This window comes from Stenotrophomonas sp. A3_2, assembly GCF_036624925.1.
In the GTDB taxonomy this organism is placed as follows: domain Bacteria; phylum Pseudomonadota; class Gammaproteobacteria; order Xanthomonadales; family Xanthomonadaceae; genus Stenotrophomonas; species Stenotrophomonas hibiscicola.
On record NZ_JAZKVY010000041.1, the window covers coordinates 1 to 16441 of the forward strand.

Consider the following 16441-nt stretch of genomic DNA (forward strand, 5'->3'; position numbering starts at 1 on the left):
GGCTGGTGGAATACATCCAGTACTACAACCAAGAGCGAATCAAGTTGAAATTGAAGGGCCTGAGCCCGGTACAGTACCGGGAGCAGGCCCAACAGGCCCAATCGGCCGCCTGACCCCGTCCAAGTCTCGGGGGTCACTTCAGGGACGGGTTTACGGCGCGTCCCGGGCAGCCTCACCCACCCGGGCCCCACAGCCGACCAACAATCAGCCGGCAACGCTTTGAACCTTACAGCGCTTCGAAAATACCCGCCGCGCCCATGCCGGTGCCGATGCACATCGTCACCATGCCGTACTTCTGCTGGCGACGACGCAGGCCGTGCAGCAGGGTTGCGGTACGGATCGCGCCGGTTGCACCCAGCGGGTGGCCCAAGGCAATCGCGCCGCCCAGCGGGTTGACCTTGGCCGGGTCCAGGCCGCAATCGCGGATCACCGCCAGCGACTGCGCGGCGAACGCTTCGTTCAGTTCAATCCAGTCCAGCTGGTCCTGGGTCAGGCCCGCCTGCTTCAGTGCCTTCGGGATCGCGGCGATCGGGCCGATGCCCATCACTTCCGGGCGCACCCCGGCCACCGAGAAGCTGACGAAACGGGCCAGCGGGGTCAGGCCGTAGTCCTTGATCGCCTGTTCCGAGGCCAGCAGCACGGCACCGGCGCCATCGCTCATCTGCGACGAGTTACCGGCGGTGACGGTGCCGCCGAACTGGCCGTTGCGGAACACCGGGCGCAGCTTGGCCAGGCCTTCGGCCGAGGAGTCCGGGCGGGGGCCTTCGTCGGTGTCGGCGATCTTGTTGCGGGTGATGATGCGCTGGCCGTCGGCCAGGTCCGGCAGGTGCGAGACGATCTCGTACGGGCTGATCTCGTCCTTGAACTCGCCGTTCTGGATCGCGGCCATGGCCTTCTGGTGCGAGGCGAGGGCGAAGGCGTCCTGGTCTTCACGCGAGACCTTCCACTCTTCGGCGACCTTCTCGGCAGTGATGCCCATGCCGTAGGCGATGGCCACGTGGTCGTTGTCGAACACGCTCGGCGCCATGGCGATCTTGTTGCCCATCATCGGCACCATCGACATCGACTCGGTGCCACCGGCCAGCATCAGGTCGGCGTTGCCCAGGCGGATCGCGTCGGCGGCCTGCGCCACGGCCTGCAGGCCGGAGGAGCAGAAGCGGTTCACGGTCTGCGCGGCGATGGTGTTTGGCAGGCCAGCCAGCAGCACGCCGATGCGCGCCACGTTCATGCCCTGCTCGGCTTCGGGCATGGCGCAGCCGATGATCGCGTCATCGATGCGGTTGACGTCCACGCCCGGGGCCTGGGCGACGACGCTGCGCAGCACGTGCGCAAGCATGTCGTCGGGGCGGGTGTTGCGGAACATGCCCTTGGGCGCCTTGCCCACCGGGGTGCGGGTGGCGGCGACGATGTAGGCGTCCTGGATTTGCTTGGTCATTGCAGTGATCTCTTGAATTTTTTAGCCGGAGTGCCGACCAACGGTCGGCACCCACCGGAAGCAGGGATGGGCGATCAGTTACGCAGCGGCTTGCCGGTCTTCAGCATGTGCGCGATGCGGGCCTGGGTCTTTTCCTGCTGGGCCAGTTCGACGAAGTGCTTGCGCTCCAGGGTCAGCAGCCACTCTTCGTCGACCAGGGTGCCGCGGTCGACCTTGCCGCCGCACAGCACGGTGGCGATGCGCTCGGCGATCTCGTAGTCGTACGGGCTGATGAAGCGGCCTTCCAGCATGTTGACCAGCATCATCTTGAAGGTGGCGATACCCACGTCACCGGCGACCTGGATGCGGCGTGCCGGCAGCGGCGGGCGGTAGCCCGCTTCTGCCAGGGCGCGTGCTTCGGCCTTGGCGATATGCAGGGCCTCGTAGCTGTTGAACACCACCTTGTCGGTGCTGCGCAGCAGGCCCAGCTCCTTGGCGTTGACCGCCGAGTTGGACACCTTGGCCATCGCCACGGTCTCGAAGGTCTTCTTCAGTTCGGCGAACACGTCGCCGCCCGGGCCTGCGGCCTGCGAGGCACGCACGGCCAGTTCCTTCAGGCCGCCACCGGCCGGCAGCAGGCCGACGCCGGCTTCGACCAGGCCGATGTAGCTTTCCAGGAAGGCAACGGTCTTGGCGCTGTGCATCTGGAACTCGCAGCCGCCGCCCAGGGCCAGGCCACGCACGGCGGCCACCACCGGCACCAGGGAGTACTTGATGCGCTGGCTGGTGCGCTGGAAGTTGGCGACCATTTCCTCGAACTGGTCGACCTTGCCGGCCTGCAGCAGGCCGAGCGCACCGGCCAGGTCGGCACCGGCGGAGAAGGGTTCCTTCTGCTGCCAGATCACCAGGCCCTGGAAGTCCTTCTCGGCGCGGCTGACGCATTCCTGCAGGCCGTCCAGCACCTGGTCGGAGACGGTGTTCATCTTGGTCTTGAAACTGACCACCGCGATGCCATCGCCGTCGTGCCACATGCGCAGGCCGTCGTTCTCGAACACGGTTTCGCCCGGAGCGAACTGCTCGCCCAGCAGTGGATCCGGGAAGCGCTGGCGCTGGTACACCGGCAGCGACGAACGCGGCAGCTTGGCGTTGCGCGACGGGCTGTAGCTGCCTTCGGCGGCGTGCACGCCGTCGCGGCCATCGAACACCCAGTCCGGCAGCGGGGCGTTGCTCATGCTCTTGCCGGCCACGATGTCATCGGCGATCCACTGTGCGACCTGCTTCCAGCCGGCGGCCTGCCAGGTTTCGAACGGGCCCAGCGACCAGCCGTAGCCCCAGCGGATGGCCAGATCGACGTCGCGCGCGGTCTCGGCGATGTCGGCCAGGTGGTAGGCGCTGTAGTGGAACAGGTCGCGGAAGGTCGCCCACAGGAACTGCGCCTGCGGGTGCTGGCTCTCGCGCAGCTTGGCGAACTTCTCGGCCGGGTTCTTGATCTTCAGGATCTCGACCACTTCCGGTGCGGCGGTGCGGTCGGCCGGACGGTAGTCCTGCTTCTCCAGATCCAGTACCACGATGTCCTTGCCGACCTTGCGGAAGATGCCGGCGCCGGTCTTCTGGCCCAGCGCGCCCTTGGAAATCAGCGCGTCCAGCCACTTCGGCGACTTGAAGAACTCATGCCACGGATCATTCGGCAGGGTGTCGCCCATGGTCTTGATGACGTGCGCCATGGTGTCCAGGCCGACCACGTCGGAGGTGCGATAGGTCGCCGACTTCGGGCGACCGACCAGCGGGCCGGTCAGGCCGTCCACTTCATCGAAGCCCAGGCCGAACTGCTGGGTGTGGTGGATGGTGGACAGGATCGAGAACACGCCGATGCGGTTGCCGATGAAGTTCGGGGTGTCCTTGGCGTACACCACGCCCTTGCCCAGGGTGGTGACCAGGAATTCTTCCAGGCCTTCCAGCACGGCGGCGTCGGTGGTGGTGGCCGGGATCAGCTCGGCCAGGTGCATGTAGCGCGGCGGGTTGAAGAAGTGCACGCCGCAGAAGCGGTGGCGCAGCTGTTCGGGCAGCACGTCGGCCAGCTTGTTGATGCCCAGGCCCGAGGTGTTGGAGGCCAGCACCGCGTGGTCGGCCACGAACGGCGCAATCTTCTTGTACAGGTCCTGCTTCCAGTCCATGCGCTCGGCGATGGCCTCGATGATCAGGTCGCAGTCCTTCAGCTGCTCCAGGCCGGAGTCGTAATTGGCCGGGGTGATGGCTTCGGCCAGCGACTTGCTGGCCAGCGGCGCCGGGCTCAGCTTGCCCAGGTTGGCGATCGCCTTCAGCACGATGCCATCGGCCGGACCTTCCTTCGCAGGCAGGTCGAACAGCACGGTGTCGACGCCGGCGTTGGTGAGGTGGGCGGCGATCTGGGCACCCATGACGCCGGCACCCAGCACGGCGGCGCGGCGGACTAGCAGGGAATTGGACATGGTGTAGGGCCTTTGTTGGTCAGCAGTTACTGGGTGGAATCAACGGGAAGCGGGCAGGGCGCTGGCACGTGCGGCGGCGCGGAACCCGGCTTCGGCGAAATGGATCAGTTCGTGGGCGGCATGGGCACGATGCGCCGCTTCGGTGACACCGGCGGGACGCTTGATCAGCCCGAAGTCGGCCATGGCATAGGTGAGCGAGCCAGCCAGGAAGTCGAGGCGCCAGTACAGCTCCTCCTTGCTCAGGTCCGGTACGCATTCGCCGATGGCCTTGCCGAACGCACGCAGCACGTGGCCGTAGTGGTCGGACAGGAACTTGCGCAGGTTGTCGTTCTTCTCGGCGTAGGCGCGGGCAATCACGCGCACGAAGGCGCCGCCGTTCTGGCGGTCCTGGGCCAGCGCCAGGGCCGGCTCGACGAAGGCGGCCAGCACCGGGCGCAGTTCGCCGGGGTGTTCGCTGCGGGCCCGCTCCAGCTGCGCCAGGCGCGCGCCGGTCATCTCGTCCATGCGGCGGCGGAAGACCTCATTGACCAGATTTTCCTTGGAACCGAAGTGGTAGTTGACCGCGGCGATGTTGACGTCGGCCTGGCTGGTCACCTGGCGCAGCGAGGTGCCGGCGAAGCCGTGCTGGGCGAACAGCTCCTCGGCCGCGCCGAGGATCCGGTCCTTGGTCGAGAAGTGGGCGGGTTTGGCCATCGGCGGGCAGACCTTAATCAAACGATTGTTTGATACTAGGACCAGACGGTACCGTATGGCATTTTGCAGTGCAGCAAAATCGGCGGGCTCGGTCAGATTTCACTCAGGTGGGTGAGATGGGTGGACCTGAACCTGTAGAGCCGAGCCCGCGCTCGGCTGCTCTTCGGCCCAAAGGCCAGCCGAGCATGGGCTCGGCGCTACAACAGGGCCACATGGCCCTCTACCACCCGGCCACGTTATCTTTTACAATTCGCCTACGTTTATCAGGCTAAGCCCGCGTCCCGACGCGGGTTTTTTTCATGTTACCCTTCGGGCCATCAGCGGCCCGATTCCATTGGAGACATCCCATGGCGCTGGAGCGCACCCTTTCGATCATCAAGCCGGACGCCGTTGCCAAGAACGTCATCGGCGAAATCTACGCCCGCTTCGAGAAGGCCGGCCTGAAGGTCGTGGCCGCCAAGTACAAGCAGCTGTCGCGCCGTGAAGCCGAAGGCTTCTATGCCGTGCACCGCGAGCGTCCGTTCTTCAACGCGCTGGTCGAGTTCATGATCTCCGGCCCGGTGATGATCCAGGCCCTGGAAGGCGAGAACGCCGTCCTGGCCCACCGCGACCTGCTGGGCGCCACCAACCCGAAGGAAGCCGCGCCGGGCACCATCCGCGCCGACTTCGCCGAATCCATCGATGCCAACGCCGCACACGGCTCGGACTCGGTCGAGAATGCTGCGATTGAGATCGCCTACTTCTTCGCCGCCACCGAAGTCGTCTCGCGCTGAGAGTAATGCCGTGAACGAGGTCGTACAGTCCCCCGCCATCCAGCCGCTGCCGAAGTCGGCACCCACGGCTGGCAAGCAGAACCTGCTCGACCTCGATCGCGCGGGCCTGGAGAAGTTTTTCGTCGAGGTTCTCGGCGAGAAGAAGTTCCGTGCCCATCAGGTGATGAAGTGGATCCACCATCGCTACGTCACCGATTTCGATGAAATGACCGACCTCGGCAAGGTCCTGCGCGCCAAGCTGCAGGCCCATGCCGAGGTGCTGGTTCCGAACATCGTGTTCGACAAGCCCTCCGCCGACGGCACCCACAAGTGGCTGCTGGCGATGGGCGTGGATGGCAAGAACGCCATCGAGACCGTGTACATCCCGGACAAGACCCGCGGCACGTTGTGCGTGTCCTCGCAGGTCGGTTGCGGCCTGAACTGCACGTTCTGCTCCACCGCCACCCAGGGCTTCAACCGTAACCTGACCACCGCCGAGATCATCGGCCAGGTGTGGGTTGCCGCACGCCACCTGGGCAACGTGCCGCACCAGATGCGCCGCCTCACCAACGTGGTGATGATGGGCATGGGCGAGCCGCTGATGAATTTCGACAACGTCGTGCGCGCCATGAGCGTGATGCGCGACGACCTGGGCTACGGCCTGGCCAACAAGCGCGTGACCCTGTCGACCTCCGGCCTGGTGCCGCAGATCGACCGCCTGTCTGCCGAAAGCGACGTGTCGCTGGCGGTGTCGCTGCATGCGCCGAACGACGCACTGCGCGAGACGCTGGTGCCGCTCAACAAGAAGTACCCGATCGCCGAGCTGATGGCCTCGTGCGCACGCTACCTGCGCGCCAACAAGCGCCGCGAATCGGTCACCTTTGAATACACCCTGATGAAGGGCATCAACGACAAGCCCGAGCATGCCCGCGAGCTGGCCCGCCTGATGCGCCAGTTCGACAACGCGGTGCAGGCCAAGGATTCGGGCAAGGTCAACCTGATCCCGTTCAATCCGTTCCCGGGCACCCGCTACGAGCGTTCCGAGGAGGCCAACATCCGCGCCTTCCAGAAGATCCTGCTCGACAGCAACGTGCTGACGATGGTCCGCCGCACCCGTGGCGACGACATCGACGCCGCCTGTGGCCAGCTCAAGGGCCAGGTGATGGACCGCACCCGCCGCCAGGCGGAGTTCAACAAGACGCTGCAGGCGGGGAAGGGGAGCGATGCCGCGGCCTGACCGCCTCTGGCTGGCGCTTCTCGCAGGCGTGCTGGCCGTTGCGGTCGGTGGCTGCAAATCCCAACCCAAGGCCAAGCTGGGCCCCAGCGAAGCGCCGGTCTATTCGGTGCGCGATCCGGACAGCGTGCGGCGCCAGGTGCGCCTGCAGGACCTGTTGGCGCTGGCTGCCCGTGACATGCAGGTCGGCAACCTGGATGCGGCCGAACGCAAGGCGCGCGAGGCGCTGAAGCTGGCGCCCGACTCGCCGGATGCGCTGGTGCTGCTGGCCGGCATCGATGAGCGCCGTGGCCGGAGCCAGCAAGCGGGCGAGAGCTTCCGCAGGGCGGCCGAACAGGCGCCGCAGCGCGGTGACATCCTCAACAATTACGGGGCGTGGCTGTGCCAGCAGGGGCGGCCGGCCGAGTCGCTGGCGTGGTTCGATCGAGCGCTGCAGGCGCCGGGCTACGCCACACCGGCCGAATCCCAGGCCAATGCGGGCAGCTGTGCACTGGACGCTGGCCAACTTGAACGTGCCGAGCGCGACCTGCGCGCGGCGCTGTCGGTGCTGCCGGGAAACCCGGTCGCGCTGGAGGCGATGGCCCAGCTCAGCTTCCGCCAGGGCCGCTTCATGGAGGCGCGGGCCTTCGCCGAACGTAGGATTGCGGCTGCACCCGCAACGCGTTCCGTGTTACAACTTGCGTCTCAAATCGAAGCGCGGCTGGGTGATCGGGCGGCATCTGATCGCTATCTTCAGCGGATTCGACAGGAATTTCCGCAGGAAGCGGGCTCCTAACTCCAGGGTTGATGCATTGTGATTGATGACCAGACTGTGAGCGCTCTCGAGACTGCGGCCGGCTGCGGCACCCGCCTGCGCCAGGCCCGCGAGGCGGCCGGACTGACCCTCGAAGATGTCGGCTCGCGCCTGCGAATGCCGGTCCAGGTGGTCAGGTCGCTGGAAGAAGAACAATGGCAGAAGCTTGGCGCGCCGGTGTTCGTGCGCGGCCAGCTGCGCAGCTACGCGCGGCTTCTGGGTGTGGACGTGGGAGAGCTGCTGGAGCAGGCCCAGGTCGGCCCGGTGGTTCCGCCCACCCTGGTCAGCCATACCCATACCCCGCGTGCGCGCCGCATTGCCGAGAATCTCGGCCGTCGCGTGCTGTATGTCGGCATCACCGCGGTGCTGGCGGTGCCGGTGTGGTTTGCCACCCGTGGCCATTTCGATGGCAGTGCCACCCCGTCGCCGAATACCGCCTCGCTGGACGCCATCCCGGCCGCCGTGCCGGTAACCCCGTCCGCTGCGGGTGTCGAGCCCTCGGCGCCGGCTGAAGTGGCGAGCGCTCCGGCCAGCAAGCCGGCCGCCACTCCGTACGTGGCCTCGCTGGCCCCGGTGCCGCGTCCAGCCCCGCCACCGGCCGCTGCCGCCAATACGCTGGACATGCAGTTCAGTGGCGACAGCTGGGTCGATATCGGCGGCCCGGACGGCAGCACTGTCGAGAAGGCGCTGATCAAATCCGGCGAGAGCCGCAGCTTCACGCCGGGCCAGGTGACCCGGGTGACCCTGGGCAACGCCTCGGCGGTCCAGGTTCAGCAGAACGGCGCTATCGTCGATCTGACCCCCTACCAGCGAGCCAACGTGGCACGCTTTCAGGTATCCTCTGAAGGCTCCGTAGTCCCGGTTTCGCACTGAGGCGCGGTTTCACCACCTTCGATTAATTCCAATGGTCCCTCCCGATGGGCGGGGCGAGAGTACGCATGGCGATCGACGATCTGCTCGACGAGCACGAACAAAGTGAACGCGTCCGCAGCTGGCTGCGGAAGAATGGCGCCAGCATCCTCGGTGGCGTGGTCATCGCCATCGGTGCCATTGCCGGCTGGCAGTGGTACCAGAAGGATCAGGGCGGCAAGCTGGCCTCGGCCAATGTCGAGTACCAGAAGGCGCTCGTTGGCCTGCAGCAGAACAAGCTCGACGACGCCGCCAAGGCGGTCAAGGCGCTCGAAGCCGGCCCGTCCAGCATTTACGGCGACCTGGCGGCGCTGCAGCTGGCCAAGGCCCAGGTCGACGCCGGCAAGAACGAAGAAGCCCTGGCTACCCTGCGCGGCGTGAAGGTTGAAGGTGACCTGCAGCGCGTGGTCGACCAGCGCGTGGCCCGCCTGCTGGTGGCCACCGGCAAGAGCGACGAGGCGATCAAGCTGCTGGGCAGCGCCACCGACAGCAGCAGCCTGGAAATCCATGGCGATGCGCTGATGGCGCAGGGCAAGCGCGATGAGGCCCGCGCACAGTACGAGAAGGCGCTGAAGACGCTGGACGTGGCAGCGCCGCAGCGGCGCCTGCTGGAAACCAAGGTTATGGACGCCGGCGGCACCGTCGCCGCCCCTGCGGAGTCGGTTTGATGAGTCAGAAGGTCATGATCACCCGCGTCGCCACCGTGCTCCTGATGGGCATGGCCCTGACCGGCTGCAGCACCATGAAGGGCTGGTTCGCCGGCAAGGACGCGGCCGCGAAGAAGGCACAGGAACCGGCTGAGCTGGTCAAGTTCGAGCCGACCCTGAAGGTCAACAAGGCCTGGTCGGTCAACCTCGGCAAGGGTGAGCGCCGCATCGGCGTGCGGCAGGGCCCGGCCGTGGCCAACGGCCACGTGTTCGCTGCGGCGATCACCGGTGGCGTGCACGCCATTGACCTGCAGACCGGCAAGAAGGTCTGGACCTGGGAGCCGCAGAAGGAAAAGAAGAAGGCCAAGCTGCGCCTGTCCGGTGGCCCGGGTGTCGGTGAGAACCTGGTCGTGATCGGCACGCTCGATGGCCAGGTCATCGCGCTGGACATCAACGACGGCAGCGAAAAGTGGCGCGCCCGTGTTCCGGGTGAAGTCATCGCCGCGCCGGCCATCGCCCAGGGCGCGGTCTACGTGCGCAGCAACGACGGCCGTATCACTGCGTTCGATGCCGGCAACGGCACCCAGAAGTGGTTCAACCCGAGCGAGCTGCCGGCGCTGACCGTGCGTGGCAACGCACCGGTGGTGACCGGCCCGGGCGTGCTGTTCATCGGCAAGGACGAGGGCGCCGTTGCCGCCCTGGCCCAGCAGGATGGCCGCACCCTGTGGGAACAGAACGTGGGCAACGGTGAAGGCCGTACCGAGCTGGAGCGCATGGCCGATGTGGACGGCGCGCCGGTGCTGGATGGCAACACCCTGTTCGTGAGCAGCTTCAAGAACCAGACGATGGCCATTGAAGGCCCGACCGGTCGCCCGCTGTGGGCGCGCGACCACGGCGGTGCGGGTGGCGTGGCGGTGTCGTCGGGCAATGTGTTCGTGACCGACAACAAGGGCGGCGTGTTCGGCCTGGACAAGGCCAGCGGCGCAGCCATGTGGTCGCAGACGGCACTGGCCCGTCGCTCGCTGACCGGCCCGGCGCTGCATGGCGACTACGTCGTGGTCGGCGACTACAAGGGATACGTGCACTGGTTGCAGGCCTCCGATGGTGCGATGGCGGCACGGGCAAAGAGTGGCGGTGACGCCCTGCTGGCCCAGCCGGTCGTCGCAGACGGGGTGCTGCTGGTGCAGAACGTGGATGGCAAGCTGACCGCCTTCCGGTTGGCAAATTAATACGGAGTACTCGCGATGCTGCCTTTGGTCGCCCTGGTTGGACGGCCGAATGTCGGCAAGTCGACCATTTTCAATGCGTTGACCCGCACCCGTGACGCCCTGGTCCATGACCAGCCCGGCGTCACCCGTGATCGCAACTACGGCGTCTGCCGCCTCGACGAGGACAATCATTTCCTCGTCGTGGATACCGGCGGTATTGCCGGTGAGGACGAAGGCCTGGCCGGTGCCACCACCCGCCAGGCGCGTGCGGCGGCTGCCGAAGCGGACCTGATCCTGTTCGTCGTCGATGCCCGCGAGGGCACCTCGGCGCTGGACGACGAGATCCTGGCGTGGCTGCGCAAGCTGTCGCGCCCGACGTTGCTGCTGATCAACAAGATCGACGGTACCGACGAGGACAGCGTCCGCTCCGAGTTCGCCCGCTACGGTTTCGGCGAAATGCTGACCGTCTCGGCCGCGCATCGCCAGGGCCTGGACGACCTGCTGGACGAAGTGATCCAGCGCCTGCCGGAAGAAGGTAGCGCCGAAGAGCTGGACAACGATCCGAACCGCATCCGCATCGCCTTCGTCGGCCGCCCGAACGTGGGCAAGTCGACCCTGGTCAACCGCATCCTCGGCGAGGAGCGCATGATCGCCTCCGACGTACCGGGCACCACCCGCGACTCGATCGCAGTGGACCTGGAGCGCGACGGTCGCGAATACCGCCTGATCGATACCGCCGGCCTGCGCCGTCGCTCGCGCGTGGACGAGGTCGTCGAGAAGTTCTCGGTGGTCAAGACCATGCAGTCGATCGAGCAGTGCCAGGTGGCCGTGCTGATGCTCGACGCCACCGAAGGCGTGACCGACCAGGACGCCACCGTGCTCGGTGCCGTGCTCGACGCCGGCCGCGCGCTGGTGATCGCCATCAACAAGTGGGATGGCCTGACCGAGTACCAGCGCGAACAGGCTGAAACCATGCTGTCGCTCAAGCTGGGCTTCGTGCCCTGGGCCGAATCGGTGCGCATTTCGGCCAAGCACGGCTCGGGCCTGCGCGAGCTGTTCCGTGCGGTGCACCGTGCGCACGAGTCGGCCAACAAGACTTTCACCACCAGCGAAGTGAACAAGGCCTTGGAAGTGGCCTACGAGACCAACCCGCCGCCGACCATCCGCGGCCATGTCTCCAAGCTGCGCTACGTGCACCCGGCCGGTTCCAACCCGCCGACCTTCATCGTGCACGGCACGCGCCTGAAGGAACTGCAGGAGTCGTACAAGCGCTACCTGGAGAACTTCTTCCGCAAGCGCTTCAAGCTGATCGGCACGCCAGTGAGCTTCATCTTCCGCGAGGGTACCAACCCGTACGAGGGCAAGAAGAACGTCCTCACCGAGCGGCAGATCAAGTCCAAGCGGCGCTTGATGAAGCACGTCAAGGGCAAGTGATTCACGGGAAGGCGGCCGCAGGGCCGCCTTTTTCGTTGTTGGGAAATGGGATCTGATCCCGGGCGCGGGGCTGGCGCTACCGTAGGCTTGCGGTGGACCTGTAGAGCCGAGCCTGCGCTCGGCCGCTTTTCGCGCATTGTCGCAGGCGCGCTACGCGCGCCAGCCGAGCATGGGCTCGGCTCTACAGATTCTGGTCAACGCGGCCTGCCGCCACGTGCGTGATAATGCCGCCATGAGCATCCAAGAGCTTTCCCCCGCGCAGGCACGTGAGCGCCTGGCCCACGGCGCGGTGCTGATCGATGTGCGCGAGGCGCACGAACGGGCCGGGGGCATGGCCGAGGGCGCGCGCGGCGTGGCCAAGGGCGAGCTGCAGGCCGACCCGGCCGCGCATCTGCCGCGGCGCGACCAGGAGATCCTGCTGATCTGCCAGAGCGGCAAGCGCTCGGCCGATGCCGCGCAGTTCCTGCTGGAGGCCGGCTACACAAACGTCGCTTCCGTGACGGGTGGTACCGTGGCCTGGCGCGAGCAGTCGCTGCCCTTGGTGCAGCCGCTCGCCAGCGCCGCCGACCGCGATTTCTTTGATCGCTATTCGCGGCACCTGCTGCTGCCGCAGGTGGGCGAAGCCGGCCAGCGCCGGCTGCAGCAAGCGCGCGTGCTGGTACTGGGCGCGGGCGGGCTGGGCGCACCGGCTGGTTTCTACTTGGCAGCGGCTGGGGTAGGGCACCTGCGCCTCGCTGACCACGACCGCGTGGAGCGCAGCAACCTTCACCGGCAGATCGTGCACACCGAGGCCAGCGTCGGCCAGCTCAAGGTCGATTCCGCACGCGAGCGCCTGCTGGCGCTGAATCCCTCCATCGAGGTCGAGGCGGTGCCGGAGCGGGTGACCTCTGAGAACGTGGATGCGCTGCTCGAGGGCGTGGACGTGGTGCTGGATGGGTCGGACAACTTCCCGCTGCGCTACCTGCTCAACGACGCCTGCATCAAGCACGCCAAGCCGCTGGTGTATGCCGCCATCGAGCGCTTCGACGGCCAGGTCAGCGTGTTTGATGCCGGTCGCCAGCGTGGCGTGGCACCGTGCTATCGCTGCCTGTTCCCGGAACCGCCGCCGCCGGAGTTCGCGCCGAACTGTTCCGAGGCCGGTGTGCTGGGCGTGCTGCCTGGCCTGGCCGGCGTGCTGCAGGCCGCCGAGGTGCTGAAGCTGCTGCTGGGCATCGGCGAGCCGCTGGTGGGCCGCCTGCTGCGCTTCGATGCGCTGGGCATGCGCTTCCGCGAGACCGGCATCCGGCCGGACCCGCATTGCCCGGTGTGTGCGCCGGGCGTGCCGTTCCCGGGGTATATCGATTACGCCGCGTTTTGTCGGGGTGGGTAACCGCGTCGGGGCGTTATCCACGCATGGCGTGGATCTACCGGGGCGCGGCGGTTGTGCGTCATCCCGCATGGCGTGGATCTACTGTAGAGCCGATCCCATGCTCGGCTGCTTCTGGCCTCGGCACGAAGAGCAGCCGAGCGTGGGCTCGGCTCTACAGCGACTTGCAACGGTTTCGGGATGATGCCGGGGCGGGCGCCCATCATCGTTCCACCTCCAAGACAATCCTGCGCAACACGCGTGCTATTGCCGTCATCGGCATTGCTCTATTGTTGAAACCGATTCTGGATCTTGGGGAACACACCGCATGGCGGTAGAAGCAGCGACCAGCGAGCTGGTCAAGGTCGTGGCCCTGTTGGGCGCGGCGGTGGTGATGGTGCCTTTGTTCCGCCGGGCCGGCCTGGGCTCGGTGCTGGGCTACTTCGCCGCTGGCCTGGCGATCGGACCGTTCGGGCTGGGCTGGTTCTCCGACCCGCAGGCGATCCTGCATACCGCCGAGCTCGGCGTTGTGATGTTCCTGTTCGTGATCGGCCTGGAAATGCGGCCCTCGCATCTGTGGAGCCTGCGCAAGGAAATCTTCGGGCTGGGCACGCTGCAGATCGTCACCTGTGCGCTGGTGCTGACCAGCATCGCCAAGCTGTTCGGCCTGCCGTGGCAAGTGGCCTTCATCGGCGCCACCGGCTTCGTGCTCACCTCCACCGCGGTGGTGATGCAGCTGCTGGCCGAGCGCGGTGACATCGCGCTGCCGTCGGGGCAGAAGATCGTCTCCATCCTGCTGTTCGAAGACCTGCTGATCGTGCCGTTGCTGGCGCTGGTAGCCTGGATGGGCCCGAGCGCGGGCAGTGCCGACGGCGAGGGTTCGCGCTGGCTGTCGGTGGCCATCGGTGTCGGCGCCATCGTCGGCCTGGTGCTGGTCGGCCGCTTCCTACTCAATCCGCTGTTCCGCGTGCTGGCCGAATCGAAGGCGCGCGAGGTGATGACCGCCGCCGCGCTGCTGGTGGTGCTGGGTGCGGCGCTGCTGATGCAGTTGTCCGGCCTGTCGATGGCGATGGGCGCGTTCCTGGCCGGCGTGCTGCTGAGCGAGTCGACCTTCCGCCATCAGATCGAAGCGGACATCGAGCCGTTCCGCGGCATCCTGCTGGGCCTGTTCTTCCTCAGCGTCGGCATGGCGCTGGACCTGGGCGTGGTGGCGGGCAACTGGCAGCTGATCCTCGGCCTGGTGCTGGCGCTGATGGCAGCCAAGGCGCTGTGCATCTACGTGGTCGCGCGCATCATGGGCAGCGACCACGCGCAGGCGCTGGACCGGGGCGTGCTGATGGCGCAGGGCGGCGAGTTCGCCTTCGTGCTGTTCTCCGCTGCCGCATCGGCCGGCGTGATCAACCTGGAGATCAATGCCAACTTCACCGCCGTGGTGGTGCTGTCGATGGCGCTGACCCCGCTGGTGGTGCTGCTCTACAAGCGCATCGCGCCGAAGCCGACGGTGAACATGGACGGCGTGGACGAGGCCGATGGCCTGTCCGGCAGTGTGCTGCTGATCGGCTTCGGCCGCTTCGGCCAGGTGGCCAGCCAGTCGCTGCTGGCGCGCGATGTGGACGTGACCATCATCGACAACGACGTGGAGATGATCCAGAGCGCGGCGCGTTTCGGTTTCAAGATCTACTACGGCGACGGTACGCGACTGGACGTGCTGCATGCCTCGGGCGCGGCCACCGCGCGCGCGATTGCGGTGTGCGTGGACAAGGCCGAGGCGGCTGACCGCATTGTTGAGCTGGTGTCGCACGAGTTCCCGCAGGCAAAGCTGATGGTGCGCTCGTTCGACCGCGAGCATTCGCTGCGGTTGATCCATGCCGGTGTTGATTTCCAGATCCGCGAGACGTTTGAATCGGCGGTGCTGTTCGGCCAGGCCGCACTGGTGGAACTGGGTGCGGACGAGGACGATGCGATCGAAATTGCCGAGCAGATCCGTCGCCGCGACGCCGAGCGCTTCGAGCTGGAGATTGCCGGTGGTGGTCTGAATGCCGGCGCCAAGATGGTGTTCGGCAACTCCGGCCAGGGCGTGCCGACGCCGACGCCGTTCACCGCGCCGAAGCGCGAGAGCAAGACGCTGAACCCGCAGGATGTGCCGGAAGAGGAAGAGTAGAGCCGAGCGTAGGCTCGGCTCTACAAGGGCGGGGCGGTCGGTTGTAGAGCCGAGCCCATGCTCGGCTGCTCTTCGGTCGGGTTGCGATAAAGCCGCGCTGCGCGCGTGAGCCGAGCGTAGGCTCGGCTCTACACGGGCGGGGCGGTCGGTTGTTGAGCCGAGCCCATGCTCGGCCGCTCTTCGGTCAGGTTGCGAAAAAGCCGCGCTGCGCGCGTGAGCCGAGCGCAGGCTCGGCTCTACAGGGGCGGGTCGGTCGATGCCGTGGCGGTGGGCGAGGGGGCCTGAATCGGGGACAATAGCGTCCCCGCCGCCCCACGCCTGCCTCCGATGACCGATTCCGCCCCCCAGCATCCTGCCCGAATCCTTGATGGCCGCCGTATCGCCGAGGACCTGCTCGACAGCCTGAAGGTGCGCGTCGACGCCCGCGTGGCCGCCGGTGGCAGCCGTCCGGGCCTGGCCGTGGTGCTGGTCGGTGGCGACCCGGCCTCGACCGTGTACGTGCGCAACAAGCGCCGTGCCGCCGAGAAGGTCGGCATTGAGGCGCATGACTACGATCTGCCGGCCGGGACCACCGAAGCCGAGCTGCTCGAGCTGATCGACCAGCTCAACGCCGATCCGAAGATCAACGGCATCCTGATCCAGCTGCCGCTGCCGGGCATCCCCGATGCGCGCCGGCTGATCCAGCGCATCGACCCGCGCAAGGACGTGGACGGCTTCCACCCGGAAAACGTCGGCCACCTGGCCCTGCGCGAGTTCGGCCTGCGCCCGTGCACCCCGCGCGGCATCACCACGCTGCTGGGCCACACCGACCAGCCGGTGCGAGGCCGCAACGCCACCATCGTGGGCGTTAGTAATCATGTCGGCCGCCCGATGGGCCTGGAGCTGCTGATTGCCGGCTGCACCGTGACCAGCTGCCACAAGTTCACCCCCAAGGACGTGCTGGAACAGGCCGTGCGCAACGCCGACATCCTGGTGGTGGCGGTGGGGCGCCCCGGCATCGTGCCGGGCGAGTGGGTGAAGCCGGGCGCGGTGGTGATCGACGTCGGTATCAACCGGTTGGACGACGGCCGCCTGGTGGGTGACGTCGGGTTTGAGGCTGCTGCCCAGCGGGCGAGCTGGATCACCCCGGTGCCGGGGGGCGTGGGCCCGATGACCGTGGCCACGTTGATGCAGAACACCCTGGAAGCGGCGGAAGCCTCCTGAGGGTAGCGGCCGGCCCAGGGCGGCGGGTGTTTTGGGGGGGGGGGCCCGGGGTGCTGCCGGCCCCCGCTGCAACCCTCAGTCGAGCATGGCTCGACTCTACACGTAGCTGTCGAGCTTGCTCGACGCCATCAAAGCACACCGCCGTGTCCGCACCCCTGCTTGAACAATTGATCGACGCGC

At 67.0% G+C, this 16441-nt stretch carries 14 protein-coding genes; 11 read left to right on the forward strand and 3 right to left on the reverse strand.

The annotated features are described in order from the left end of the window. Positions 1-113, forward strand: a 113-nt coding sequence (locus R5H29_RS00525; RefSeq protein WP_288042072.1) for an IS3 family transposase, incomplete at its 5' end; no start/stop codon positions are given. A gap of 113 nt (positions 114-226) precedes the next feature. Here the strand turns inward: R5H29_RS00525 and R5H29_RS00530 are convergent. The 3 genes from R5H29_RS00530 to R5H29_RS00540 form a co-directional block, all read right to left on the reverse strand. After that, on the reverse strand, positions 227-1435 hold the full coding sequence (locus tag R5H29_RS00530; RefSeq protein ID WP_019661304.1) for an acetyl-CoA C-acyltransferase: 1209 nt from the start codon (positions 1433-1435) through the stop codon (positions 227-229). Positions 1436-1509: 74 nt separating this feature from the next. After that, positions 1510-3882, reverse strand: a complete 2373-nt coding sequence (locus tag R5H29_RS00535; RefSeq protein WP_134735391.1) for a 3-hydroxyacyl-CoA dehydrogenase/enoyl-CoA hydratase family protein — start codon at positions 3880-3882, stop codon at positions 1510-1512. A 39-nt stretch (positions 3883-3921) separates the two neighbouring features. After that, complete coding sequence (locus R5H29_RS00540; protein ID WP_134732327.1) at positions 3922-4575, reverse strand: TetR/AcrR family transcriptional regulator; 654 nt, start codon at positions 4573-4575, stop codon at positions 3922-3924. Positions 4576-4922: 347 nt separating this feature from the next. On the opposite strand from R5H29_RS00540, the gene ndk reads away from it, so the two are divergent. From ndk to folD, 10 genes are all read left to right on the forward strand, one after another. Next, complete coding sequence (ndk, locus tag R5H29_RS00545; RefSeq protein WP_005409295.1) at positions 4923-5348, forward strand: nucleoside-diphosphate kinase; 426 nt, start codon at positions 4923-4925, stop codon at positions 5346-5348. 10 nt (positions 5349-5358) lie between these two features. Then, positions 5359-6564: a 23S rRNA (adenine(2503)-C(2))-methyltransferase RlmN gene (rlmN, locus tag R5H29_RS00550; RefSeq protein ID WP_019661307.1), complete on the forward strand. Its 1206-nt coding sequence runs from the start codon at positions 5359-5361 to the stop codon at positions 6562-6564. Continuing rightward, a complete protein-coding gene (gene pilW / locus R5H29_RS00555) occupies positions 6551-7336 on the forward strand; it encodes a type IV pilus biogenesis/stability protein PilW (protein WP_134735388.1) in 786 nt (261 codons plus the stop codon). The genes rlmN and pilW overlap by 14 nt, the downstream gene beginning before the upstream one ends. A gap of 18 nt (positions 7337-7354) precedes the next feature. Continuing rightward, a complete protein-coding gene (locus R5H29_RS00560; protein WP_332328552.1) occupies positions 7355-8227 on the forward strand; it encodes a RodZ domain-containing protein in 873 nt (290 codons plus the stop codon). Between the two features lie 65 nt (positions 8228-8292). After that, positions 8293-8931: a tetratricopeptide repeat protein gene (locus R5H29_RS00565; RefSeq protein ID WP_019661310.1), complete on the forward strand. Its 639-nt coding sequence runs from the start codon at positions 8293-8295 to the stop codon at positions 8929-8931. Then, positions 8931-10139 (forward strand): outer membrane protein assembly factor BamB, encoded by a 1209-nt coding sequence (gene bamB / locus R5H29_RS00570; protein WP_019661311.1) that lies wholly within the window; start codon positions 8931-8933, stop codon positions 10137-10139. Before R5H29_RS00565 ends, bamB begins: the two co-directional genes overlap by 1 nt. A gap of 15 nt (positions 10140-10154) precedes the next feature. Beyond that, positions 10155-11552 carry a ribosome biogenesis GTPase Der gene (gene der / locus R5H29_RS00575; protein WP_332328553.1) on the forward strand — a complete coding sequence of 466 codons (1398 nt, stop codon included), beginning with the start codon at positions 10155-10157 and terminating at the stop codon, positions 11550-11552. Positions 11553-11784: 232 nt separating this feature from the next. Further along, positions 11785-12921, forward strand: a complete 1137-nt coding sequence (gene moeB, locus R5H29_RS00580) for a molybdopterin-synthase adenylyltransferase MoeB (RefSeq protein WP_332328554.1) — start codon at positions 11785-11787, stop codon at positions 12919-12921. Between the two features lie 304 nt (positions 12922-13225). After that, positions 13226-15058: a monovalent cation:proton antiporter-2 (CPA2) family protein gene (locus R5H29_RS00585; protein ID WP_332328555.1), complete on the forward strand. Its 1833-nt coding sequence runs from the start codon at positions 13226-13228 to the stop codon at positions 15056-15058. Positions 15059-15385: 327 nt separating this feature from the next. Further along, on the forward strand, positions 15386-16261 hold the full coding sequence (folD, locus tag R5H29_RS00590; protein WP_053442865.1) for a bifunctional methylenetetrahydrofolate dehydrogenase/methenyltetrahydrofolate cyclohydrolase FolD: 876 nt from the start codon (positions 15386-15388) through the stop codon (positions 16259-16261). Positions 16262-16441 lie beyond the last annotated feature (180 nt).

What these genes read in the sequence shown, in the direction of transcription:
- R5H29_RS00565 (WP_019661310.1), top strand. Translation starts at nt 8,293, where the DNA reads ATGGCGATCGACGATCTGCTCGACGAGCACGAACAAAGTGAACGCGTC.
- der (WP_332328553.1), top strand. Translation starts at nt 10,155, where the DNA reads ATGCTGCCTTTGGTCGCCCTGGTTGGACGGCCGAATGTCGGCAAGTCG.
- R5H29_RS00540 (WP_134732327.1), bottom strand. Translation starts at nt 4,575, where the DNA reads ATGGCCAAACCCGCCCACTTCTCGACCAAGGACCGGATCCTCGGCGCG.
- folD (WP_053442865.1), top strand. Translation starts at nt 15,386, where the DNA reads ATGACCGATTCCGCCCCCCAGCATCCTGCCCGAATCCTTGATGGCCGC.
- bamB (WP_019661311.1), top strand. Translation starts at nt 8,931, where the DNA reads ATGAGTCAGAAGGTCATGATCACCCGCGTCGCCACCGTGCTCCTGATG.
- moeB (WP_332328554.1), top strand. Translation starts at nt 11,785, where the DNA reads ATGAGCATCCAAGAGCTTTCCCCCGCGCAGGCACGTGAGCGCCTGGCC.
- R5H29_RS00535 (WP_134735391.1), bottom strand. Translation starts at nt 3,882, where the DNA reads ATGTCCAATTCCCTGCTAGTCCGCCGCGCCGCCGTGCTGGGTGCCGGC.
- ndk (WP_005409295.1), top strand. Translation starts at nt 4,923, where the DNA reads ATGGCGCTGGAGCGCACCCTTTCGATCATCAAGCCGGACGCCGTTGCC.
- pilW (WP_134735388.1), top strand. Translation starts at nt 6,551, where the DNA reads ATGCCGCGGCCTGACCGCCTCTGGCTGGCGCTTCTCGCAGGCGTGCTG.
- R5H29_RS00530 (WP_019661304.1), bottom strand. Translation starts at nt 1,435, where the DNA reads ATGACCAAGCAAATCCAGGACGCCTACATCGTCGCCGCCACCCGCACC.
- R5H29_RS00585 (WP_332328555.1), top strand. Translation starts at nt 13,226, where the DNA reads ATGGCGGTAGAAGCAGCGACCAGCGAGCTGGTCAAGGTCGTGGCCCTG.